Origin of the sequence: Aeromonas popoffii (genome assembly GCF_000820025.1) — a bacterium.
Taxonomy (GTDB): Bacteria; Pseudomonadota; Gammaproteobacteria; order Enterobacterales; family Aeromonadaceae; genus Aeromonas; species Aeromonas popoffii.
In genome coordinates this window covers 58,810-80,858 of sequence record NZ_CDBI01000057.1, presented here as the reverse complement: position 1 = coordinate 80,858, position 22,049 = coordinate 58,810, and the positions used below count along the sequence as shown (strand labels likewise).

The window sequence follows — 22,049 nt, the reverse complement described above, 5'->3', positions numbered from 1 at the left end:
CAGGCCACAGGTCACGCCGGTTTATCGTATCTGTCACGCCATCCTTATAACGGCATAACGCGGGTGGTCAAGCCAGCCCCGAGGCGCTGTACCCAGACCAGGGTGGTGTGTCCCTTGTGGATGGTGAGTGGCACCTGGCGCTGGGCGCTGCCCGCCCCCAGGGTGAGCTGTACCTCGCCAGCCGGCAGCATGCCCTGCCAACTGGACGCCAGGGCCGGCAACGTCAGCCAGCTGCGGGTATCGGCCCGCTCCGAGAGGATATTGAAGATGCCGACCAGAATATTGCCCACATCGCCCCCCTCTTTGGCGGCGGTGTGCCTCAGCTGCTCCTTGGCCACCAGCCGCAGCGCCTGACGGGTCAGCATGCCCGGCAACCGCTCCTGCAGATCCTTGGCGGCCAGCGCTTCCAGCCTGACCAGCTCGCTGGTCTGCTCGATTCGCTTGCCAACCGAGACGACAAGGGGACCTGTCTGGCTGGCTCTATTGTCGTAATAGGGGATGGCAACGGTAAAGGTGCGAAAATCACCGCGAGAGGTGGCGATGGGCAGCGGCAGGAACAGTTCGCGCCGCGCCGGGATCAAGCCATCTTCAAACAGCACCACCAGCTGCCCCTGATCCTTGGCAAGCGGCGGCGCCTTGCGACCCACTTTCTTCTCGGTCTCGCGGATCTCGTCCGCGGAGCCCCGTAAACGGGCGAGGCGCAGCAAGGCATCCTGCAGGCTCTGGTTGTCCGGCGCTATCTGGTAGCCACGCTGATAGTCGACCCAGGCATCGTTAAGATCCCCGGCAGCCTCATACAGCACGCCAGAGAAATAGAAGGTATAGGCGTTCTGAAAGCCGTTTTTCACCTGGCCAATCAGCCGGTCGAGATCCGGAGCCCCGTGCGACATCATCTGGCGCATCTCGCGCTCTGTAGTGGCTTCAGCCCGCTTCTCTCTGGCCTTGTTCAGCTCCCCCGCCCGTGCCTTGAGGGCCCGCTCCTGCACCTGATTGGCCCGGCGTACCTCCACCAGGGCGCCGTCGGCATCTCCCCGTTGCAGGTAATTGAGCGCCAGATAGTGATGCAGCATGGTGCGCTCATAATCCGGCGTCAGGTAAGCCATGCTCTGATCGTTAGTAAGCAGGCTACCCGCCTGACCCAACCCCTGGCTCAGCCGGTATTGGGCCTGATTGTCTTCCCACTCAAGGCGGCTGTCGGCGGCGGTGAACGCCTGCTTGCTGCCCGTATCCTGACCTGCCAGCCAGGCGATGCGGCCCTGCTCGAGCCGGTCCAGCACATAGCTGTCGTCCCCTTGAGTGGATTCGCGCACCGCTGGCAACGCCTCGGCGGCGTGCCCCAGCAACAGCTGGTTGCGCAGCGGCGCCATCTGATCGGAATAGGAGACGAATATGTCCTGCCAGTGGGAGGCGCAGCCCCCCAGCAGGGCACTGACCAGCAGAAGAGCGGCCAGACGGGGAAACCGAAGCATCACAGGCTAAGCAGCGGCCCCAGGGATTGACCCCCCAGCAGATGCATGTGGATGTGGTAGACCTCCTGCCCGCCGTGGCGATTGCAGTTCATGATCAGGCGATAGCCATCCTCGGCAATCCCGGCCTCGCTTGCCAGCTTGCGCGCCACCGTGAACATGCGACCAAGGGCCAGCTCATGTTCGGCTTCCACGTCGTTGACCGTGGGGATCAATACGTTGGGAATGATCAGGATATGGGTCTTGGCCTTGGGCTGGATGTCCCGGAATGCGGTCACCAGCTCGTCTTGATAAAGGATGTCGGCGGGGATCTCTTTACGGATGATTTTGCTGAAAATGGTTTCTTGCGCCATGGATAACTCCTTTATATGAAAAAGAAAATTCAACACCCACCTCAAGTTGCTCCCGAGGTGGTCATCAAGGGGTGTCAAGTGTGACACAAGCCAACATTTGACACAGCCGTTGTCCCATTTTCTTCAGTTATTGTTAAAAATACCGATAGCCGGAAGACGTCAGATGGCGTCACTCGCCCAGGGTGGTAGCAGGGTATCAAATGGACGGGGTATTCAGGCAAGGGACTTTTGCATATAAAGCGGGACAATAATGAAACAAACAATGTCAGACCTCTCCATCTTGCAGAGGGTCTATTTAGGCTTTGCCATTCTGGTGGCCGTGATGGCGGCCTCCTCGGTACTCACCTTTCGCAGCCAGCGCGAGCTCAATCAGGCGCTGGATCAGGTCACCCGGCAATCCATGCCACTGGTGATCGCCAGCAGTCAGACCCAGATCAGTTTGCTCAGCGCCAACAAGTGGCTCACCGACGTGCTGACCGAGCAGGATCCCAAGCAGATCCAGGCCGAGGTGGCCGCGCTACAACAGGCCAAGGCTCAGGTCGACAAGACGCTCGCCACCCTCAGTCGGCAGGCGGCGGCTCACCCTGAACTGCAGGGCGAGATGGCGGCACTGAGCACGCTGGTCAGCGACTATCTGCAACTGACCGGCACCCTGCCTGCCGAACATCAGGCCTTGCTCATTCGCTTGCACAAAGTGAACCAGGCCAAGGGGCAGTTCCAGGTCAGTCTGCCCCAGTTCAAGAAGAGCCTGGGGGACATGATGGTCACCATAGACGACAACTTCATCAAGATGCTGTCCGAGACCCTGACCACCAAACTCTCCGCCATCGAACTCTCCACCATGGATGCGCTCAACCAGACCATACCCGCCCCCATCGCGGGGGCGCTCAAACGCAACAAAATGCAGATAGAAGGCTTCAACAGCACCATCCAGGATCTGCAGGGAGAGCTCAAAAACTTCGACAATGACATGGGCCACTACGTGCACGGCTTCGTGCGCGATACCACCGCCAGCGAAGGGGTGCTCTCCCAGTACCTGGCGCTGATGCAGCAGCAAGAGCGGATGCGCGAGCAGAGCAAGCAGGCCAGCAAACTCATCGTCAGCATCCAGCGCAAGCTGGAGGGGATCACCGACCAGAGCCAGCTGCTGATGAACAACAACATACGCGCCTCCGGCAAGGTGCAGGCCCAGAGCACACTCACCCAGGGGATCAGCATCGCCATCGCTATACTGGTGGCCATTCTGGTGGCCTACACCCTGGGCAAGGCCATTCGCCGCCCGCTCAAGGAGCTGCTACGGGTGCTGACCGAGGTGACCCAGGGCGACATGACCCAGCGCATCGGTTTTCGCAGCAAGAACGAGTTTGGCCAGCTCGGCAGCCAGATCAACCTGCTGATCCAGCAGATGGGGAACGTGCTGACCCAGCTCTCCCAGGCCTCGACCCAGCTCAACGCCACCGCCCACGACAACCGCCACACCACCGAATCGGTGCGGGTGGATCTGGAGAAACAGCGCCAGGAAACCGCCTCGGTCGCTGCCGCCATGACCCAGATGGAAGCCTCGGTGCGTGAAGTGGCCCAGGCAGCCAACCAGACCCTGGAGCGGGTGCAGGACGTGGAGAAAGCCTCAGAGACAGGTCGTAAAGTGATGGCCGGCAACATCACCACCACCCATCAGCTGGCGGGCAAGTTGCAGCAGACCGGCAAGGTGATCGGCGATGTGAGCGCCATGAGCAACCAGATCGGCAACATACTCGACGTCATTCGCGGCGTCGCCGAACAGACCAACCTGCTGGCGCTAAACGCCGCCATCGAGGCGGCCCGGGCCGGCGAGCAGGGCCGCGGCTTTGCGGTGGTGGCCGACGAGGTACGCAGCCTGGCGGGACGCACCGCCCAGTCCACCAGCGAGATCCAGACCATGATCGAAAACCTGCAGCAGGGGGTCGCCAAGGCGGTCACCGTCATGCAGGAGTGCTCCCGCGAGATGGACAGCTGCGTGAGCCAGAGCTCCCACGCTAACAACGCCATGGAGGAGGTGCAGGGGATAGTGGTGCTGATCAGTGACATGTCGAGCCAGATCGCCTCCGCCGCCGAGCAGCAGCAGGCCACCAGCGCCGACATCGCCACCAACCTCAACCGCATCTCGGATATCTCGGATCTCAACTATCAGGGGATTGAGCGGGTGGCCGAGACCAGCCAGCAGCTCGACTCCCTGGCCGAGCAGCAGGAGAGCCTGGTCAAACACTTCCGACTCAGCGCCTGATCAGGCAGTCTGTTTTTCCATTGCCCTGAAACGACAAGGCCCCGCAGATGCGGGGCCTTGGTTATTCTGACAACGAACGCGGGATCAGGCGTAGGCGATGGCGCCCTTGCCCACCCCTTCATACGCCACGATTTTCACAAACTTGTCACCCACCGCTTTTTTCACTTCACGGGCTATGTAGCAGGCCAGCAGCTCTATGGTGGTATCGGTGTCGATCATCTCCACCTCCCCCGCCGGCATGGCAAGCTGGAACAATCCCTGAGGGGCCACGTACTTGAAGCCGAGGTAGTGCTCACCCGGCTGCGTGTTGGCCGTATCATTCAGGGTGCTTTTGGCCAGCTCGCTCAGGCTCAGTTCGCCGAGAGCCACCTTGTCCTCTTCGGTGCCAAGGTAGATATCGGCCCAACGCTCGGCCCAGTTCAGCTCCAGCTCACCATCGCGCTCACCGTCCACATGGATCTCGATGGGAGAACGATGGCCGTGGGCGATGCGCTGGCAGTTGCCATCGTGCTTTTTCAGGCCGTGGCTGTAGTGGTAGAAGGCGCCATCAATCTGCTCCTGGCGCAGGGTCAGCGCCAAGTCCTTGATGTTGCCGGGCAGCCGCCGGGCCAGCACCGCCAGCAGATAGCGAGTGACGGACTCCTTGTCTATCTGGGGCGCCGGAATGAAGGCAAACCCCTGAGTGGGGCAGCGCAAGTGAATAGAGCGGCCAGGGCGCAGCAGATCGACCGTGCTCTCCTCCCCCTCCAGATGGGCCACATGGACCAGGGCGCATTCGGCCGGTACCAGCAGCTTGTGATCCACCTCTTCATCGATGATCGACTTGATCAGTTTTTTCACCCGACCAAAGTCAAGCAGCATGCTCATCTCGTTGAGCTCGCCGCTCATCTCGACATCCACCAGCCAGCTCTCCCCTACCATGCCACGGCGTTCACACAGGTAGCTGGAGTCGATCACGGTCAAATCTCTTACAAATAACTTCATCAGTCAGGCCTTGCTACAGAGAAAGTGCAGTTTGCGATATTATGACCCGCGATCACTGACAAAGGAACCGGACTCCCCCATGAACAAATTGCTTATCAAGAATGCCACCCTGGTCAATGAAGGCCGCATCTATGCCTCGGATGTATTGATTGAAGGGGAACGGATCGCCCGGATCGCCCCTCACATAGAGGCGCCCGATGCCGTGGTGATAGATGCAACCGGTCGCCACCTCATCCCCGGGATGATCGATGATCAGGTCCATTTCCGTGAGCCAGGCCTGACCCACAAGGGGACCATCGCCAGTGAATCCCGGGCAGCCGTGGCAGGGGGCACCACCAGCTTCATGGAGATGCCCAACGTCAATCCCCAGACCACTACCCTCGATGCCCTCGAAGCCAAATACCAGATAGCCGCCAACGCCTCCGCCGCCAACTACAGCTTCTATCTCGGCGCCACCAACGACAACCTCGACGAGATAAAGCGCCTCGATCCCAAGCAATCCTGCGGGGTCAAGGTGTTCATGGGCTCCTCGACCGGCAACATGCTGGTGGACAACCAGGAGACACTGGCGGCGATTTTCCGCGAGAGCCCGGTGATGATAGTCACTCACTGCGAGGACACCCCCTCCATCAAGGTGCTGGAAGACGAAGCCCGCGCCAAGTGGGGCGAGGATGTGCCGATGCGCGAGCACGGTCGCATTCGCAATGACGAGGCCTGCTACAAGTCCTCCAGCATGGCGGTGGGTCTGGCGAAAAAGTACGGGGCCAAGCTGCACGTGCTGCACCTCACCTCCGCCAAGGAGCTGTCGCTGTTTACCGCCAGCCATGACCTTAGCGAACTCAAAGACAAGAACATCACCGCCGAGGTGTGCGTCCACCACCTGTTCTTCAACGAGGCGGATTACGATACCCTGGGCAGCCAGATCAAGTGCAACCCGGCGGTGAAGACAGCCGCCGACCAGCACGCCCTGCTGGATGCGGTGCGCAACGACGTGCTGGACATCATCGCCACCGACCATGCTCCCCACACCTGGGAGGAGAAGCAGAACAGCTACTTCAAGGCGCCGTCCGGTATCCCTCTGGTGCAGCACTCCATGCTGGCGCTGCTGGAGCTCTACCACAACGGCGTGTTTTCACTGGAGACTATCGTCAAGAAGACATCCCACGCGGTAGCCGAGCGCTTCCAGGTGCAGGATCGCGGCTACATTCGTGAGGGCTACTTCGCAGACTTGGTGCTGCTGGATCTGGGCAAGCCCTATGTGGTCAACGACAGCAACCTGCTCTACCTGTGTGGCTGGTCCCCCTTCAACGGTTACCGCTTCCACAGCACGGTGGAGATGACCCTGGTCAATGGCCAGATCGCCTGGCAAAACGGTCAGGTCACCGATCAGGTGCTGGGCAAGCGGCTGACCTTCAACCGCTGATCCCTTCATCACTGATGCAAACGGCCGCCTCCGGGGCGGCCGCTTTCATGGTGGGTTGAAACCTGCGCAGCAAAAGGCCCCTGACATGGGCCCTCAATGGCCGATGTCGCCGCCATGGCGGTACTTTGAACGCCAATTGCTCGTAAAGCAGGCAAACGGTCTCGGAGTGGGATTTCCCCTGTTGACAGGATCGGGGCATCTCCATAAACTCAGCCCCCGTCAGCCGAGCTGACTCCGTCGGTGTGTAGCGCAGCCAGGTAGCGCATCTGCATGGGGTGTAGAGGGTCGGAGGTTCGAATCCTCTCACACCGACCAAATTCCCCGGTAAAGGCCTTGTCAAACGACAAGGCCTTTTCTTTTATCCCCAGTATCCCCACGGTGACCCGACCGGCGATTGTCTCACGGATCGGTTTGTGCTGTAGTGGTGAGGTGTTTCGCCAAACGGCCCTCATGATGCAACATCCGCCCCCCCTCTCCTTCTGCTCCCGTCGTCATGCACGACGGTTTGCCAACGGCGCAAGCCTGCCTGATCTGGTGCTGGCCTGCCTGCTGAGCGCCCTGCTGCTCGGCTGTGCCACCCCTTATCACAGCGAAAAATCATTCTGGAACGGCCAGACCGGCTTCTCCCAGACACAACTTGGCCCCGACAAGTGGCAGCTGGAGTTTGTTGGTAACGAGCTGATTGATCGGGAGACGGCCCGCAAGTATGTGCTCAAGCGGGCGGGTGAGATGGCACTGAGCCAGGGCTACGAGTGGGTGGAGGTGAACGAGCTGACCCTGTCGCGGGATGCGGTCAGGGTCAGCCCCTCGCATCCGGTATTCGGCTTTGATACGGACGAGCCGGACCCCTTTCTGGCGCAGATGCAGGTACAGCACACCACCTCGGCCCTGCTGATCTTCACCCTGTCTCATCGCTCGTTAAATGAACAGGGCATGCAAGCCAGTTATCTCGCCAATATCAAAATAAACAGTGATTAATATTGATGAAATGCAAGATCCATATCACATACAACTAATGGCAACATAAAATTCTGCTACAAGACTCTGGATTTACCCCCCCGGATTAGGCATGCTGCAAGCACACCGGCTGTCAGGGATCTACTGCCCGGATCACAAAAACGGACTTGAAGTGGCCCCCCTGCCACCCTCAACGCGTTGCACTTATCAAAACTGGGACCCCCCCATGAAAATGAATAAATTGACGGTTGCCATCCTCATCGCAATGCTGGTTGGCATCCTGACTGGTCAGGGCTATCGCATGTTTGCCCCGGATCAGGCTGCTGGCTTTGCCAGTGACATCACCATACTGACCGATATCTTCCTGCGACTGATCAAGATGATCATTGCTCCCCTTGTCTTCACCACCCTGGTCGTCGGTATCGCCAAGATGGGTGATACCCGTACCGTGGGCCGCATCGGTGCCAAGACCCTGGGCTGGTTCATGCTGGCCTCCTTGCTCTCCCTGACCCTGGGTCTGGTGATGGTCACCCTGATGCAACCGGGTGTGGGGCTCTCCCTCTCCCTGCCGGATGATACTGCCAGTTCCGGCGTGGTCGCCGGTGCCATCTCCCTCAAGGACTTCGTCACCCACGCCATCCCGAAAAGCGTGGTGGAGGCCATGGCCACCAACGAGATCCTGCAGATAGTGGTGTTCTCCCTCTTCTTCGGACTGGCCGCCGCCGCTCTGGGCGATGCCGCCAAACCCGTGGTCAAGCTGATGGCCAGCGCCGCCGAGATCATGCTGAAGGTGACAGGCTACGTGATGAACTTCGCGCCGTTCGCCGTGTTCGGTGCCATCGCCGCCATGGTTGCCAAGGAAGGGCTCGGCATACTCGCCACCTACGGCACTTTTATGGCCCAGTTCTATCTGGCCCTGGCCTGCCTCTGGCTGCTGCTCATCGCCATGGGCAGCCTGTTCATTCGCCGCCGCGTGCTGACCCTGCTGGCCATGATCCGCGAGCCCATCCTGCTGGCCTTCTCCACCGCCAGCTCCGAGGCCGCCTATCCCAAGACCCTGGATCGACTGGAGAAGTTCGGCTGTGACAAGCGCATCGCCAGCTTCGTGCTGCCCATGGGTTACTCCTTCAACCTGGACGGCTCCATGATGTACTGCACCTTCGCGGTCATGTTCATCGCCCAGGCCTATGGCATAGAGCTCTCCCTGGCTCAACAGATCACCATGCTGCTGTTGTTGATGGTCACCTCCAAGGGGATGGCCGGCGTGCCGCGCGCCTCTCTGGTGGTCATAGCCGCCACCCTGAACCAGTTCCATATTCCGGAAGCTGGCATCCTCTTGCTGCTCGGCATAGATCACTTCCTCGACATGGGTCGCTCCGCCACCAACGTGCTGGGCAATGCCATCGCCGCCAGCGTAGTGGCCAAGACCGAAGACAGCCTGGGTGAAACCGAGCCGCTGGGTGAGGTGGATACCGCCAAGGCGTGATCTTTCCCGCCAGCAAGATAGAAAAACGGCCCGCGGATACGTAACACCCGTCACTTAAGCACTTTTGTGACTGAATATTAGAAAGGTTGAATAACAGGAGCTGTGCCAGGGTTAACGCGTCAATGTGGCTGACACCTTTGCCCTGACAGGCATCCAATAAAAAGAGGGAGGCATCATGCCTCCCTCACTCTTTGGCCCTTATACCTCGCGGGCTGGACTCACATTCTCTTAACTGACTTGCATTAGCTCCTGCGGGAGCCCTTTTTGTGAGTGCCTTATGGAAGGCCGCGCTTAAGCAGCCTTTTTACGGGTCACAAAGAGACTTAGCCCCATGGACACCAGCAGGATCAGCGCGACGACACCGAGTGCTATGTCATTCAGGGGGATCTGGAACTGTCCCCTCCGAGATGATGTTCAGCGCCTTCAAGCCACCTTTTTCTTTTTACGGGTCACAAAGATACTTAGCCCCATGGACACCAGCAGGATCAGCGCGACGACACCGAGTGCTATGCCGGTCGGGATCTTGAAGATATCCAGCAACAGCATCTTGACCCCGATAAACATCAGGATCAGCGCCAGACCGTACTTGAGCAGGGCAAAGCGATCAGCCACACCAGCCAGCAGGAAGTACATGGCGCGCAGACCCATGATGGCAAAGATGTTGGAGGTCAGCACGATGAAGGGATCCGTGGTCACCGCGAAGATGGCCGGGATACTGTCCACCGCGAAGATGAGATCGCTCACCTCCACCAGCACCAGAATGAGCAGCAGCGGCGTGGCATAACGCACACCGTCACGCCAGACGAAGAAGTTCTCCCCCTCCAGCGTCTCGGTCACCTTGAAGCGGCGGCGCATCCAGCCCAGCAGCGGGTTGTTGGCCAGATCTGGCTCCTTGTCGGCCGCCCACAGCATCTTGGCACCGGTCAGTAGCAAGAAAGCGCCGAACAGATAGAGGATCCAGTGGAACTGCTCGATGAGCCAGCTGCCCGCGAACACCATGCCGGCCCGCATCACGATGGCGCCCAACACCCCGTACAGCAGCACCCGGCGCTGCAGCTCGGCCGGAATGGCAAAGTAGCTAAACAGCATCAGCCAGACGAAGACGTTATCCACCGCCAACGCTTTCTCGATGAGGTAGCCGGTGAGGAACTCCAATCCCTTCTGGTTGGCAATGTCACGGCCAGCACTGTGATCCAGCCAAAACCAGATGGCCAGGTTGAAGAGCAGGGCCACGCTGATCCAGATGAGAGACCAGATCCCCGCCTCTTTGAGGGACACCTTGTGTGACCTGCCACCACCGACAAAGCGTATGTCAATCCATAACAGGACCAGCACTATGCTGAAGAAACCGGTCCACATCCACCATTCACCCATTTTTATCCCTCCCAAAAATGACAAAACCCACGTCCGAGAGGCGTGGGCTTGCGTTTGGAGCAGATACGCCTTGCCTCTCGGCAAGGTCTCACTTACAGCCCATTTTCATCGACTGCCCGGCTGCCGGGTGCACTGCAGGATATGGGTGCACCGTAATGACGACAAACCAGCGAGAAGTTACTCCCCTTGTTAGGCAAAGAGTAACAGTGGCCAAAGAGAACGCCAAGGGAGATCTTCCCCTCTTGCCCAAGTTAATCGGGGCTCCATCTGGGAGCCCCGAAAACACGTTCAACAAACCACCATCAAAGCGGATCAGCCTTGAGGCAGGAGACCGCATGGTCGAAGTTTCCCTCAAGCATGGGGCGGGTCTTGGCACACTCGGGGCCAGCCACCGGGCAGCGGGTGCGAAACACGCAGCCGGACGGCGGGTTCATGGGAGATGGCAAGTCCCCCTCCAGGATCTGGATGACCTTGCTGCGCTCCAGATCCGGATCCGGAATGGGCACGGCCGACATCAGGGCCTTGGTATAGGGGTGCAAGGGATTTGCGAAGATCTCCTTGCGAGTGCCGAGCTCCACCGCATTGCCCAGATACATCACCAGCACCCGATCCGAGATGTGTTTGACCACCGACAAGTCGTGAGCGATGAAGATGAGCGATAAGCCCATCTCCTTCTGGATAGCCTTGAGCAGGTTCACCACCTGGGCCTGGATGGAGACATCCAGCGCAGAGACCGGCTCGTCACAGATGATCATCTTGGGTTCCAGGATCAGTGCCCGGGCAATCCCGATCCGCTGGCACTGGCCGCCGGAGAACTCGTGCGGGTAGCGATTGACCAGGTTGGGCAAGAGGCCCACCTTGGTCATCATGGTGCGCACCTTCTCCTTCACCTGCTCTTTGGAGAGGTTGGGATAGAAGGTGATGAGCGGCTCGGCGATGATGTCGCCTATGGTCATGCGCGGATTCAGGGAGGCCAGCGGATCCTGGAAGATCATCTGGATCTCCTTGCGTTTCTCCCGCAGCGCCTTCTGATCTAGCTTGGTCAAATCGTTGCCCAGCCACACCACCTTGCCGTCGGTGGCCGGTACCAGGCCTATCAGGGCACGGGCGAAGGTGGACTTGCCACAGCCTGACTCGCCCACCACACCCAGGGTCTCCCCCTCGTACAGGCGCAGAGTCACCCCGTCTACCGCCTTTAACGCCGAGGGCTTGGCCCAGGGCCAGGCTCTGTCACTCTTGATGCTAAAGTGGACCTTGAGGTCAGACACTTCCAGCAGCAGTTTCTTGTCAGCACCCATTTAATTCGCCCCCTTGATCATGGCATCCGATACCCAATGGCAGGCCCGTTCGCGGCCGTCGTTGAACGGGGTCAGGATCGGTGACTGCTGGCCGCAAATCCCGCTGACACGGTGGCAGCGCTCCTGGAAGGGGCAGCCGGTGGGCAGACGCAGCAGGTTGGGCGGATTGCCCGGAATGGTAGGCAGCTCTTCCCCTTCGGTGTCGAGGCGGGGAATAGCGCGCAGCAAACCCTCGGTATAGGGATGACTCGGGCGATAGAAGATATCGTTCACCCGGCCGTACTCCATGGTACGACCGGCGTACATCACCAGCACCTTGTCACAGATGCCCGCCACCACACCCAAGTCGTGGGTGATCATGATGATGGCGGTGTTGAACTCGCGCTTTAGCTCGTTCATCAGCGTCATGATCTGGGCCTGCACCGTCACGTCCAGCGCCGTGGTCGGTTCATCGGCGATGAGCAGCTGTGGCCGGCACAAGAGGGCCATGGCAATCATCACCCGTTGACGCATACCGCCGGAGAACTCGTGGGGGTACATGTTCATCCGCTTGCGCGACTCGGGGATCTTCACCGCATCCAGCATGCGTACCGACTCTTCGAACGCTGCGGCCTTGCTCACCCCCTTGTGCAGCATCAGCACTTCCATCAGCTGATCCTTCACCTTCATGTAGGGATTAAGAGAGGTCATGGGATCCTGGAAGATCATGGCGATCTTCTCGGAGCGGATCTTGTTGAGCTTGTGTTCCGGCAGGTTGAGGATTTCGTCGCCCTGAAACTTGGCCGACCCCGTGATGATGCCGTTCTTGGCCAACAGCCCCATGATGGCAAATGCGGTCTGGGACTTGCCGGAGCCGGACTCGCCGACGATCCCCAGAGTCTCGCCAGCCGCCAGGGAGAAGTTGAGGTCGTTGACCGCCACCACATTGCCGTCCGGGGTCTTGAACTCGACCCGCAGATCTTTTACATCCAGTAACTTCATATAAAAACTCCTTATCGATCTTTCGTGATGCTTTCCTGTCGATCCGATGTTCGATTAACGATCTTTCGGATCGAGGGCGTCACGCAGACCATCCCCGAGGAAGTTGAAGCAAAACAGGGTCACCACCATGAAACCGGCGGGGAACAGGAGTTGCCAGATGGCCACTTCCATCGACTTGGAGCCTTCATCCAGCAGAGCACCCCAGCTGGTCATGGGTTCCTGGACGCCGAGGCCCAGAAAACTCAGGAAGGATTCAAACATGATCATGCCCGGTACCAGCAAGGTGGCGTAGACGGCCACGATACCGAGTACGTTCGGCACTATGTGGCGGGTGATGATCTTCCACTTGGAGACGCCACAGACGTGGGCCGCCTCGATAAACTCCTTGCTCTTGAGACTCAGGGTCTGGCCTCGCACGATCCGCGCCATGTCGAGCCAGCTCACCGCCCCGATGGCGATGAAGATGAGCGCCAGATTGCGGCCGAAGAAGGTCACCAGCATGATCACGAAGAACATGAAAGGGAAGGCGTTGAGGATCTCGAGTACGCGCATCATCAGACTATCGACCCGACCGCCGATAAAACCGGAAGCCGCGCCATACAGGGTGCCGATGACCACGGCCACCATGGCGCCCATGATGCCGACCATCAGCGAAATGCGGCCCCCCAGCAGGGTACGCACGAACAGATCGCGCCCCAGACTGTCGGTACCGAACCAGTGGCCGGTTTCCATATCCGGTGCCGCCTGCATCGCGCCCCAGTCCGGATCGTCGAAGGTATATTGGGACAGGTGCGGCCCCACTATCACTGCCAGACCGATAATGGTCAGTATGATGAGGCTGGTCAGCGCGGCCTTGTTACGCAGGAAACGGCGACGGGCATCCTTCCACAGGGAGCGTCCTTCCACCACTTCCACTTGCTGTGCGAACGCCGCTATGGCTTCGCGTTTCTCAGTTGTGACAACCATGATCTACTCCCGACTTAGTAACGGATCTTGGGATCGATAAAGGCATAGAGAATATCGACCACGGCGTTAAAGGTGATGGTGAGGGCACCGACCAGAATGGTCAGCCCGAGCACCATGGAGTAATCACGGTTGAGGGCACCGTTGACAAACAACTGACCAATTCCCGGCAGACCGAAGATGGTCTCAATCACCACGGAACCCGTGATGATGCCGACGAAGGCCGGGCCCAGATAGGAGACCACCGGCAGCATGGCCGGACGCAGCGCGTGTTTCAGTATGATGTGACGCAGCGGCAGGCCCTTGGCACGGGCGGTACGGATGAAGTTGGAGTTCATGGTCTCGATCATGCTGCCACGCATGATGCGCGAGATGGCGGAGATGTAGTACATCATCATGCCGAACACCGGCAGCACCATAAACTGGATGCCCCCCCCCTGCCAGCCACCGGCCGGGAACCAGCCCAGATAGATGCTGAAGAAGAGCACCAGCAAGGGTGCCAGCACAAAGCCCGGGATCACCACCCCGGCCATGGCCGACGACATCAGCAGATAGTCGATGATAGTGTTTTGTTTCAAGGCCGCTATGGTGCCGAAAGTGACCCCCAGCAAGACGGCAAAGACGAAAGCCGCGCTCCCGATCTTGGCGGAAACAGGCAACGCCTGGCTCACCAGATCATTGACGCTGAAGTCCTTGTATTTGAAAGAGGGGCCCAGATCGCCCCGTAACAGGTTGCCCAGGTAGGTGAGGTATTGCACGCCAATGGGCTTGTCCAAGCCGTACTTGGCCTCGATATTGGCCAACACTTCCGGCGGCAGGGCACGTTCGCTGGTGAAGGGGTTGCCCGGCGCGAAACGCATCATGAAGAAGGAGACGGTGATCAAGACCAGCAGTGTCGGGATCGCTTCCAATAGCCGTTTAAAAATGAATTTCAACATAGACAATTCCTGTCCTGTACAGCTTCCAAAGGGTCGCGGTTGTAATAAAGGCCCGCCGTCTGGCGGGCCTGCTTGTTATGCGACTTGTTATGTTATTCAGTGGGCAATGATGTACATGTCTTTGCTGTAGAGGTTATCCAGCGGGTTGGCCGGATAGCCGCCCACATAGGGCTTGACCATGCGAGAGGTCACGTACTGATAGATAGGGGCAATCGGCATGTCCTTGGCCAGGATCTCTTCGCCCTGGACATAGAGCTTGTTGCGCGCATCCGCATCAACCTGATCGCGTGACTCGTCCATCAACTTGTCAAACGCAGCATTGGAGTACTTGCCATCGTTGTTACCGTGAGTGGTCTGCATCAGATCCAGCATGGAGGAGGCTTCATTGTAGTCGGCGATCCAACCGCGACGAGCCACGTCAAACTGACCTTGCTTGAGCGTCTCCAGATAGGTTTTCCACTCCTGGTTCACCAAGCTGACCTCTACCCCCAGCTTTTTCCACATGGAGGCGACGGCGACGGCCACTTTCTTGTGGTTGTCATCTGTGTTGTAGAGCAGTTCAAACTTGAGTGGATTACCCGGGCCGTAACCGGCATCGGCCAGTAGCGCCTTGGCCTTGGCATCGAGCTCCGCCTGGGTCAACTTGGACCAGGCCGGGGCAACAGGTTTGAAGCCATCAACGAAGTCCGGCACCAGGGCATAGCCTGGGGTCTCTCCCTTGCCCATTACCTTGTCGGCTATCACATTGCGATCGATGGCATAGGTGAGCGCAGTGCGTACCCGCACATCATCATAGGGTTTTTTCTTGGTGTTGAAGGTGTAGTAATAGGTCCCCACATAGCCACTCACCTGCACCTCATCGGGCTTCTCTTTTTTCATCTGCTTGAAGCGTTCGATGGGCATGTTGTAGGTGAGATCCAGTTCGCCCGCCAGATAGCGGTTCAACTCAGCATTGGTAGACTGGATCGGCAGGTAACTCACCGTGTCGACCACCGTTTTGCTGTTATTCCAGTAGTTGGGATTACGCTCGATATCGACACGCTCGTTGACCACCCAATCTTTGAGCTTATAGGCGCCGTTGGATACCATATTTTCCGGCTGGGTCCACTTGTCACCAAACTTCTCGATCACCTTCTTCGGGACTGGGTAGGTGGTGGTGTGAGAGAGCATGCTGACGAAGTAAGGAATCGCTTTTTCAAGCTGTACTTCAAAGGTGTAATCGTCGGTCGCCTTCACGCCCAGGGTGTCAGACGGCTTCTTGCCGGCAATGATTTCGCTGGCGTTGAGGATGGTCGGAATTTCCATGTACCAGGCGTAGGGAGAGCCAGTCTTGGGATCCACGGCCCGCTTGAAGGCGAACTCGAAATCGTGGGCAGTAACCGGTTCACCATTGGACCATTTCGCATCTTTGCGCAGGTGGAATACGAAGTGTTTGTTGTCCTTGGTTTCCCAGGACTCGGCCATGGCAGGGAGCACTTCCCCTTTGGGACCGGAAGAGACGAGACCTTCGAACAGGTCGCGCAAAATATTGGATTCAACCGTTCCTTCGGTTTTATGAGGGTCGAGGGTAGCCGGCTCCGAGCCATTGCCTTTGACCAGTTGCTGGACTTCAGCCAGCTTGGTTCCCGCCGGGACATCGGCAGCCTGAGCCACGTTGACGCCACCAAACAGGGCAGCCATCAGCAGTGTGTTAATCATTGTTTTTTTATGAGTCATTTCCCTACTCCAACAAGAACATTCCATGCGTTTGTCCATCAACGAGATAAATACCCGCTGCCAGCATAATTCCCTGACAATTCTAATAATGCAATAGATATCATCAGACCAAGCTGGGCTTCATGGTTAAAAAAACAGCTTTCAGCCAATTATTCAGCATTTAAATATGGCGTTGCAGACGCTTTTTATACAGACCCGCTCGATTCTAGGAAATGACCAACAAAAAAGAAACAATAAAAAGCCGGTCACGAGGACCGGCTCAGACAAAACAGACCTGAATCACATCAATCCGGGGAAGACCCCCTTGATCCCCGCCACCATGATCTCGATGCCGAGCGACATCATGATGAGACCCATGATCCGGGTGACCACGTTGATGCCGGTGTTGCCCATCAGCTTGAACAACAAGGGGGCGGCGCGGAAGATGAGCCAGGAGCAGAAGGCAAATACCATCACCACCAGCGACATGCCCAGCATCTGGGACCAGGTACTCTGGCTGGCGTTGACAATAGAAGAAGAGATGGCACCCGGACCCGCCATCAGCGGCAGTGCCAGCGGCACCACAGCGACTGATTCCCGCGCAGCCAGCTCCCCTTTCTCCTGCTTGTTATGCTTCACCTCCCCCAGCTTGCCCTGCAGCATGGACCAGGCGATCAGCGTGATGAGCGACCCGCCGGCGATGCGAAACGACGCCAGCGAGATACCAAAACCGTCCAGGATCAGCTGCCCCATGTACATGGAGACCAGCAGGATGATCATCACCGCAATGTTGGCGGTGGTGTTGGTCTTCATCCGCTCTTCCGGGGTTTGATGGCCGGTCAGACTGACAAAAACCGGCAGCAATCCCAGCGGATTGATGATCGCGAACAAACCGATGAAAAACTTCAGATATAAAGAGACGTCAATTGCTGCCATAGGCGCCATCCAGAAGGTAAGCAAAGCCACGCGGGCCACCCCGATAAACCGAGCGTAAATTTACACCATGCCCTCAACCTGCACCAATCAAATAATCTCACCCTTTCCGTGGCTTTTCAGTTAGTTCCTCTAATGTATAGCCAAAATTCAACATATTGATTTGTTAATAAACATCGTCACCATTTAACACGCTGATAAAATCACTTCGAGTTTTATGTGGCCATGCCGTTTTGGTGCGACATTTTCTCTCAGCAAACAAGGATTTTTTAATGATTGATATGGACATCAAGTTGCAATGGCGCCTGGCTTCGCAGCCGGCAGGCACGGTCGATCCCCTGCTCGGCTTTTTTGACCGGCGGCAATGAGGGTGTCAGTGGCGGCCATCTTCAGCGCGATCATGGATTAAAAGAACAACCATTTTTTCAACAAGAATTAAACGCTGGTGGGTATCTGCTCCTGGATGATCGCCGTTTCTATCACAATACGGCCCCCATACTGCCCCAGGCCCCGACCCGAGGACACCGGGACGTAATCGTGCTAACTGCTTGAAAGATGGTGTGTAGCGCCTTGTTCACGCGCCATTCAGTCCACTTTCTCCTCAAGCTACATTCGTGTAACATCCAAAAGACATGTATTGTGAAACAAAATTTCTTTTGTTCTTTTGTTACACATGATCCAGATCAACTTTTTCTGAGTCAGCCGCGCTCTATAATCGACTCAGAAAGCAATTTAGTAAGGCATGTAAATACCCCCTTGTAGTGATTCTCGCCTTGACAAGGCGACTATAATTGCCGGGCATTGCCAAGCTCTTACTAAACAGTTTTCAAATCATCAGGAGATAAACATGGCAGTAACCAATTTGGCCGAACTGGATGCACTGGTCGCCCGCGTTAAAGAAGCACAGCGTGAATTCGCCAGCTTCTCGCAAGAGCAGGTAGACAAGGTTTTCCGTGCCGCCGCCCTGGCCGCCAGCAATGCCCGTATCCCCCTGGCCCAGATGGCCGTGGAAGAGTCCGGTATGGGGATCATCGAAGACAAGGTTATCAAGAACCACTTCGCCTCCGAATACATCTACAACGCATACAAAGACGAGAAGACCTGCGGCATCCTGAGCCAGGATGACGAGATGGGCACCATGATCATCGCCGAGCCGGTCGGTATCATCTGCGGTATCGTTCCGACCACCAACCCGACCGCTACCGCGATCTTCAAATCGTTGATCTCCCTGAAGACCCGCAACGCCATCATCTTCTCCCCGCACCCACGTGCCAAGAACTCCACCAATACCGCAGCCAAGCTGGTACTGGACGCAGCCGTGGCCGCTGGTGCACCGAAAGACATCATCGGCTGGATCGATCAACCGTCCGTTGAGCTCTCTAACGCGCTGATGAAGCACAACGACATCAACCTGATCCTGGCCACCGGTGGCCCGGGCATGGTGAAAGCCGCTTACTCTTCCGGTAAGCCTGCTATCGGTGTGGGTGCCGGTAACGTGCCGATCGTCATCGACGAAACCGCCGATGTAAAACGCGCCGTTGCCTCCATTCTGATGTCCAAGACCTTCGACAACGGTGTGGTCTGTGCTTCCGAGCAAGCTGTTATCGTCGTTGACTCCATCTACAACCAGGTGAAAGAGCGTTTCTCCAACCACGATGGCTACATCCTGTCCAAAGATGAAGCGGACAAGGTACGTAAAGTGCTGCTGATCAACGGCGCGCTGAACGCAGATATCGTCGGCCAGCCGGCCACCAAGATCGCCGCCATGGCTGGCGTGACTGTGCCTGCCACCACCAAGATCCTGATCGGTGAAGGCCTGGAATTGTGCGCTGAAGATGAGTTCGCTCATGAGAAGCTCTCCCCGACCCTGGGTATGTTCCGCGCCAAGAACTTCGAAGAAGCCGTCGAGATGGCCTGCACCATGGTCAACATCGGTGGTATCGGTCACACCTCTGGTCTGTACACCGACCAGGATCGCAACCAGGACCGTATCAGATACTTCGGCGACAAGATGAAGACCGCTCGTATCCTGATCAACACCCCCTCCACCCAGGGTGGTATCGGTGACCTGTACAACTTTGCTCTTGCTCCTTCCCTGACCCTGGGTTGCGGCTCCTGGAGTGGCAACTCCATCTCCGAGAACGTCGGTCCCAAGCACCTGATCAACAAGAAGACAGTCGCAAAACGGGCAGAAAATATGCTGTGGCACAAACTTCCGAAATCCATCTATTTCCGTCGTGGCTCCCTGCCGATCGCCCTCGGTGATCTGGAAGGCAAAAAGCGTGCAATGGTTGTCACCGACCGCTTCCTGTTCAACAACGGCTATGCCGACGACGTGGTTCGTCTGCTCAAGAAGCTGAACATGGAAGTGGAAGTATTCTACGAAGTAGAAGCTGACCCGACGCTGTCGGTGGTTCGCAAGGGCGCCGAGATGGCCAACTCCTTCAAGCCGGACGTTATCCTGGCACTGGGTGGTGGTTCACCAATGGATGCCGCCAAGATCATGTGGGTCATGTACGAGCACCCGGATACCGCGTTTGAAGATCTTGCCATGCGCTTTATGGACATTCGCAAGCGTATCTACAAGTTCCCGAAAATGGGCGTGAAGGCCGAACTGGTCTGTATCACCACCACTTCCGGTACCGGTTCTGAAGTCACCCCGTTTGCGGTCGTGACCGACGACGCCACCGGCATGAAGTACCCGCTGGCTGACTACGAGCTGACCCCGAACATGGCCATCGTGGATGCCAACCTGGTCATGAACATGCCCAAATCCCTGTGCGCCTTCGGCGGTGTGGATGCAGTCACTCACGCCATGGAAGCCTACGTTTCCGTACTGGCCAACGAGTACTCAGACGGTCAGGCGCTGCAAGCCCTGAAACTGCTGAAAGAGTACCTGCCGTCCAGCTACCAGAACGGTGCCAACGATCCGGTTGCTCGCGAGAAAGTACACAACGCAGCCACCATCGCCGGTATCGCGTTTGCCAACGCCTTCCTGGGTGTGTGTCACTCCATGGCACACAAATTGGGTGCAGAATTCCACATTCCGCACGGCCTGGCCAACGCCCTGCTGATCAGCAACGTGATCCGTTACAACGCCAACGACAACCCGACCAAGCAGACTGCGTTCTCCCAGTACGACCGTCCGCAAGCTCGCCGTCGTTATGCCGAAGTGGCTGACCACCTGGGTCTGAGCGCAGCCGGTGACCGTACCGCTGCCAAGATCGAGAAGCTGCTGGCCTGGCTGGATGAGCTGAAAGCCACTCTGGGCATCCCTGCCTCCATCCGTGAAGCAGGCGTGAACGAAGCCGACTTCCTGGCCAAGGTTGACCAGCTGGCGCTGGAAGCCTTCGATGACCAGTGCACCGGTGCCAACCCGCGCTACCCGCTGATCACCGAGCTCAAAGCCATACTGATGGACACCTACTACGGTCGCCCCTTTACCGAGGAAGCACGAGTCGCAACCAAGGTGGAAGCCAAGGCTGAGACCAAGGCGGACAACAAGAAAAAATCCAAGGCCTGATAATCGGACTTGAACTAGAGAGCCCGCGCACATGCGCGGGCTTTTTTGTTTGTCTATCTCTCTAATTTTGCTAGCTTGTTGGTAAGCATTCATGGACCTCGAGTTAGCACATGTCGCTGATACAAGCCTCGATAGAGCAGTTACGGATCGGCCACTACATCCATCTCCCCACGGGATGGACCAGTCACCCTTTTATGTTCAATGCCTTCAAGATCAAGGATCAGCAACAACTCGACATCATTCGCCATCTCGACCTCAATCTGTTGATGGTGGATCCGGACAAAAGCGACCTGCCCATAGAGCCCATCTTGCGCGGCGATATTCCCGCCGCCGGCCCCGATCTGTCGATCATCGATGAGGTCATAGACACGGGCCTCACTCCCTTCGACGAGAAAGCTTTCCGCCGCTCCCTGCGCGCCGCCGACAAAGCCTTTGGCCAATCCATGTCCGAGCTGCGCGATGCACTGGGGGCCCTCAACCTCAAGCCTGACGAAGGGCTGGCTAATACGGCGCAAATAGTGCGCAATGCCGCCGCCCGTATCAGTGAACACGAGGGGCCACTCGGCCTGCATCTCATTCGCAGCCCGCACACCGACATATTGCTGCAGCACAGCCTGAACGTGGCTTTCATCGCCATGCTGATGGCCCGGGAACTCGGCATGAACCCCATCGAGATCGAGGAGACTGGACTGGCAGGCCTTGTACACGATATCGGAGAGCTGAGAATCCCGAGCCAGATCACCCAGAAACGAGGGGATCTCAACAAGTCAGAGCAAAACTTTCTCAACATGCATCCCCAGTACGGGCTGGAGATGCTGACCCAGTTGCAGGCATTTGAGTTCAAGATCCGCCAGGTGGCCCATCTGCACCACGAGCGGCTCGATGGCAGCGGCTTTCCTCTGGGCATCAAGGGCGGCGAGATCCCGCCACTGGCACGGATAATCGGACTGGTGGACTACTATGACGAGCTGCTGCACCCGCGCAGCAGTGCGACCCCGGCCGCCCCGAGCCAGGCCATCAGCCAGCTCTACAAGCTGTCCCAGAAGAAGTTCGATCAGGACCTGGTCAAGCTGCTGATCAAGGTGTTGGGAGTCTATCCCCCCGGTTCGCTGGTGCAGCTCTCCGACGACTCTGTGGCGCTGGTGCTCTCAACCGAGCCCACCATGCCCCTCAAACCCAAGGTACTGCCCTACCTCAAAGCGCAGCGACCGGAAGGGGTGGCCATGCTGGATCTGCGGGAGGATGAGCGCACCATCAAGTCATTTATCAAGCAAGAAGACCTGGATGAGGGACAAAGGCTGTTTTTTAACCTTACCCGGCGCTTCTGTTACTATTTTGCCTTCTGAGTTATCCCCAGAAGCTGGGGATAACTCATTGGACAAACCTGAATAATTGCCCAATTACCTTCAAAA

The 22,049-nt window shown here is 57.7% G+C and carries 17 protein-coding genes and 1 tRNA gene; 8 read left to right on the top strand and 10 right to left on the bottom strand.

What is annotated here, in order from left to right; translation table 11 throughout:
• Positions 1–44: 44 nt before the first annotated feature.
• Together BN1129_RS11895 and hinT are read right to left on the bottom strand one after the other, a co-directional pair.
• The gene (locus tag BN1129_RS11895; RefSeq protein ID WP_042036767.1) at positions 45–1,469 is read right to left on the bottom strand and encodes a COG3014 family protein; all 1,425 of its coding nucleotides are present in this window, start codon (positions 1,467–1,469) and stop codon (positions 45–47) included.
• Positions 1,469–1,819: a purine nucleoside phosphoramidase gene (gene hinT, locus BN1129_RS11890; protein ID WP_042036766.1), complete on the bottom strand. Its 351-nt coding sequence runs from the start codon at positions 1,817–1,819 to the stop codon at positions 1,469–1,471. Before hinT ends, BN1129_RS11895 begins: the two co-directional genes overlap by 1 nt.
• A 250-nt stretch (positions 1,820–2,069) precedes the next feature.
• On the opposite strand from hinT, the gene BN1129_RS11885 reads away from it, so the two are divergent.
• Positions 2,070–4,082 carry a methyl-accepting chemotaxis protein gene (locus BN1129_RS11885; protein ID WP_042036764.1) on the top strand — a complete coding sequence of 671 codons (2,013 nt, stop codon included), beginning with the start codon at positions 2,070–2,072 and terminating at the stop codon, positions 4,080–4,082.
• Positions 4,083–4,166: 84 nt separating this feature from the next.
• On the opposite strand, the gene BN1129_RS11880 is transcribed toward BN1129_RS11885, so the two are convergent.
• Positions 4,167–5,066, bottom strand: coding sequence for a 6-carboxytetrahydropterin synthase (locus BN1129_RS11880; RefSeq protein WP_042036763.1), 900 nt, complete (start codon positions 5,064–5,066; stop codon positions 4,167–4,169).
• A 79-nt stretch (positions 5,067–5,145) separates the two neighbouring features.
• Here BN1129_RS11880 and BN1129_RS11875 point away from each other — a divergent pair, with 79 nt between their 5' ends.
• The 4 genes from BN1129_RS11875 (at position 5,146) to BN1129_RS11860 (ending at position 8,932) form a co-directional block, all read left to right on the top strand.
• Positions 5,146–6,489: a dihydroorotase gene (locus BN1129_RS11875; RefSeq protein ID WP_042036761.1), complete on the top strand. Its 1,344-nt coding sequence runs from the start codon at positions 5,146–5,148 to the stop codon at positions 6,487–6,489.
• Positions 6,490–6,727: 238 nt separating this feature from the next.
• Positions 6,728–6,804: transfer RNA gene (locus tag BN1129_RS11870), tRNA-Pro, on the top strand.
• A gap of 231 nt (positions 6,805–7,035) precedes the next feature.
• Entirely contained in the window at positions 7,036–7,467 is a 432-nt protein-coding gene (locus tag BN1129_RS11865; RefSeq protein WP_209418508.1) for a CC0125/CC1285 family lipoprotein, read from the top strand.
• 205 nt (positions 7,468–7,672) lie between these two features.
• Positions 7,673–8,932 carry a dicarboxylate/amino acid:cation symporter gene (locus BN1129_RS11860; RefSeq protein ID WP_042036811.1) on the top strand — a complete coding sequence of 420 codons (1,260 nt, stop codon included), beginning with the start codon at positions 7,673–7,675 and terminating at the stop codon, positions 8,930–8,932.
• A gap of 423 nt (positions 8,933–9,355) precedes the next feature.
• Here the strand turns inward: BN1129_RS11860 and BN1129_RS11855 are convergent, their stop codons facing one another.
• From BN1129_RS11855 to BN1129_RS11825, 7 genes are all read right to left on the bottom strand, one after another.
• Complete coding sequence (locus BN1129_RS11855; protein WP_042036758.1) at positions 9,356–10,306, bottom strand: TerC family protein; 951 nt, start codon at positions 10,304–10,306, stop codon at positions 9,356–9,358.
• 302 nt (positions 10,307–10,608) lie between these two features.
• Positions 10,609–11,604, bottom strand: a complete 996-nt coding sequence (oppF, locus tag BN1129_RS11850) for a murein tripeptide/oligopeptide ABC transporter ATP binding protein OppF (RefSeq protein ID WP_042036756.1) — start codon at positions 11,602–11,604, stop codon at positions 10,609–10,611.
• Positions 11,605–12,585: an ABC transporter ATP-binding protein gene (gene oppD, locus BN1129_RS11845; RefSeq protein WP_042036754.1), complete on the bottom strand. Its 981-nt coding sequence runs from the start codon at positions 12,583–12,585 to the stop codon at positions 11,605–11,607. It lies immediately after the preceding gene.
• 54 nt (positions 12,586–12,639) lie between these two features.
• A complete protein-coding gene (gene oppC, locus BN1129_RS11840) occupies positions 12,640–13,551 on the bottom strand; it encodes an oligopeptide ABC transporter permease OppC (protein ID WP_042036753.1) in 912 nt (303 codons plus the stop codon).
• Between the two features lie 14 nt (positions 13,552–13,565).
• Positions 13,566–14,486, bottom strand: coding sequence for an oligopeptide ABC transporter permease OppB (gene oppB, locus BN1129_RS11835; RefSeq protein ID WP_042036751.1), 921 nt, complete (start codon positions 14,484–14,486; stop codon positions 13,566–13,568).
• Positions 14,487–14,582: 96 nt separating this feature from the next.
• Positions 14,583–16,202 (bottom strand): ABC transporter substrate-binding protein, encoded by a 1,620-nt coding sequence (locus BN1129_RS11830; RefSeq protein WP_042036750.1) that lies wholly within the window; start codon positions 16,200–16,202, stop codon positions 14,583–14,585.
• A 279-nt stretch (positions 16,203–16,481) separates the two neighbouring features.
• A complete protein-coding gene (locus BN1129_RS11825) occupies positions 16,482–17,117 on the bottom strand; it encodes a YchE family NAAT transporter (RefSeq protein ID WP_042036749.1) in 636 nt (211 codons plus the stop codon).
• A 348-nt stretch (positions 17,118–17,465) separates the two neighbouring features.
• Here BN1129_RS11825 and BN1129_RS22540 point away from each other — a divergent pair, with 348 nt between their 5' ends.
• The 3 genes from BN1129_RS22540 (at position 17,466) to BN1129_RS11815 (ending at position 21,983) form a co-directional block, all read left to right on the top strand.
• Positions 17,466–17,666, top strand: coding sequence for a 2OG-Fe dioxygenase family protein (locus tag BN1129_RS22540; RefSeq protein ID WP_244463054.1), 201 nt, complete (start codon positions 17,466–17,468; stop codon positions 17,664–17,666).
• 295 nt (positions 17,667–17,961) lie between these two features.
• Positions 17,962–20,637 carry a bifunctional acetaldehyde-CoA/alcohol dehydrogenase gene (gene adhE / locus BN1129_RS11820; RefSeq protein ID WP_042036748.1) on the top strand — a complete coding sequence of 892 codons (2,676 nt, stop codon included), beginning with the start codon at positions 17,962–17,964 and terminating at the stop codon, positions 20,635–20,637.
• Between the two features lie 110 nt (positions 20,638–20,747).
• The gene (locus tag BN1129_RS11815; RefSeq protein ID WP_042036746.1) at positions 20,748–21,983 is read left to right on the top strand and encodes an HD-GYP domain-containing protein; all 1,236 of its coding nucleotides are present in this window, start codon (positions 20,748–20,750) and stop codon (positions 21,981–21,983) included.
• The last annotated feature ends 66 nt before the right edge of the window (positions 21,984–22,049 follow it).

What these genes read in the sequence shown, in the direction of transcription:
- BN1129_RS11895 (WP_042036767.1), bottom strand. Translation starts at nt 1,469, where the DNA reads ATGCTTCGGTTTCCCCGTCTGGCCGCTCTTCTGCTGGTCAGTGCCCTG.
- hinT (WP_042036766.1), bottom strand. Translation starts at nt 1,819, where the DNA reads ATGGCGCAAGAAACCATTTTCAGCAAAATCATCCGTAAAGAGATCCCC.
- BN1129_RS11885 (WP_042036764.1), top strand. Translation starts at nt 2,070, where the DNA reads ATGAAACAAACAATGTCAGACCTCTCCATCTTGCAGAGGGTCTATTTA.
- BN1129_RS11880 (WP_042036763.1), bottom strand. Translation starts at nt 5,066, where the DNA reads ATGAAGTTATTTGTAAGAGATTTGACCGTGATCGACTCCAGCTACCTG.
- BN1129_RS11875 (WP_042036761.1), top strand. Translation starts at nt 5,146, where the DNA reads ATGAACAAATTGCTTATCAAGAATGCCACCCTGGTCAATGAAGGCCGC.
- BN1129_RS11860 (WP_042036811.1), top strand. Translation starts at nt 7,673, where the DNA reads ATGAAAATGAATAAATTGACGGTTGCCATCCTCATCGCAATGCTGGTT.
- BN1129_RS11855 (WP_042036758.1), bottom strand. Translation starts at nt 10,306, where the DNA reads ATGGGTGAATGGTGGATGTGGACCGGTTTCTTCAGCATAGTGCTGGTC.
- oppF (WP_042036756.1), bottom strand. Translation starts at nt 11,604, where the DNA reads ATGGGTGCTGACAAGAAACTGCTGCTGGAAGTGTCTGACCTCAAGGTC.
- oppD (WP_042036754.1), bottom strand. Translation starts at nt 12,585, where the DNA reads ATGAAGTTACTGGATGTAAAAGATCTGCGGGTCGAGTTCAAGACCCCG.
- oppC (WP_042036753.1), bottom strand. Translation starts at nt 13,551, where the DNA reads ATGGTTGTCACAACTGAGAAACGCGAAGCCATAGCGGCGTTCGCACAG.
- oppB (WP_042036751.1), bottom strand. Translation starts at nt 14,486, where the DNA reads ATGTTGAAATTCATTTTTAAACGGCTATTGGAAGCGATCCCGACACTG.
- BN1129_RS11830 (WP_042036750.1), bottom strand. Translation starts at nt 16,202, where the DNA reads ATGACTCATAAAAAAACAATGATTAACACACTGCTGATGGCTGCCCTG.
- BN1129_RS11825 (WP_042036749.1), bottom strand. Translation starts at nt 17,117, where the DNA reads ATGGCAGCAATTGACGTCTCTTTATATCTGAAGTTTTTCATCGGTTTG.
- adhE (WP_042036748.1), top strand. Translation starts at nt 17,962, where the DNA reads ATGGCAGTAACCAATTTGGCCGAACTGGATGCACTGGTCGCCCGCGTT.
- BN1129_RS11815 (WP_042036746.1), top strand. Translation starts at nt 20,748, where the DNA reads ATGTCGCTGATACAAGCCTCGATAGAGCAGTTACGGATCGGCCACTAC.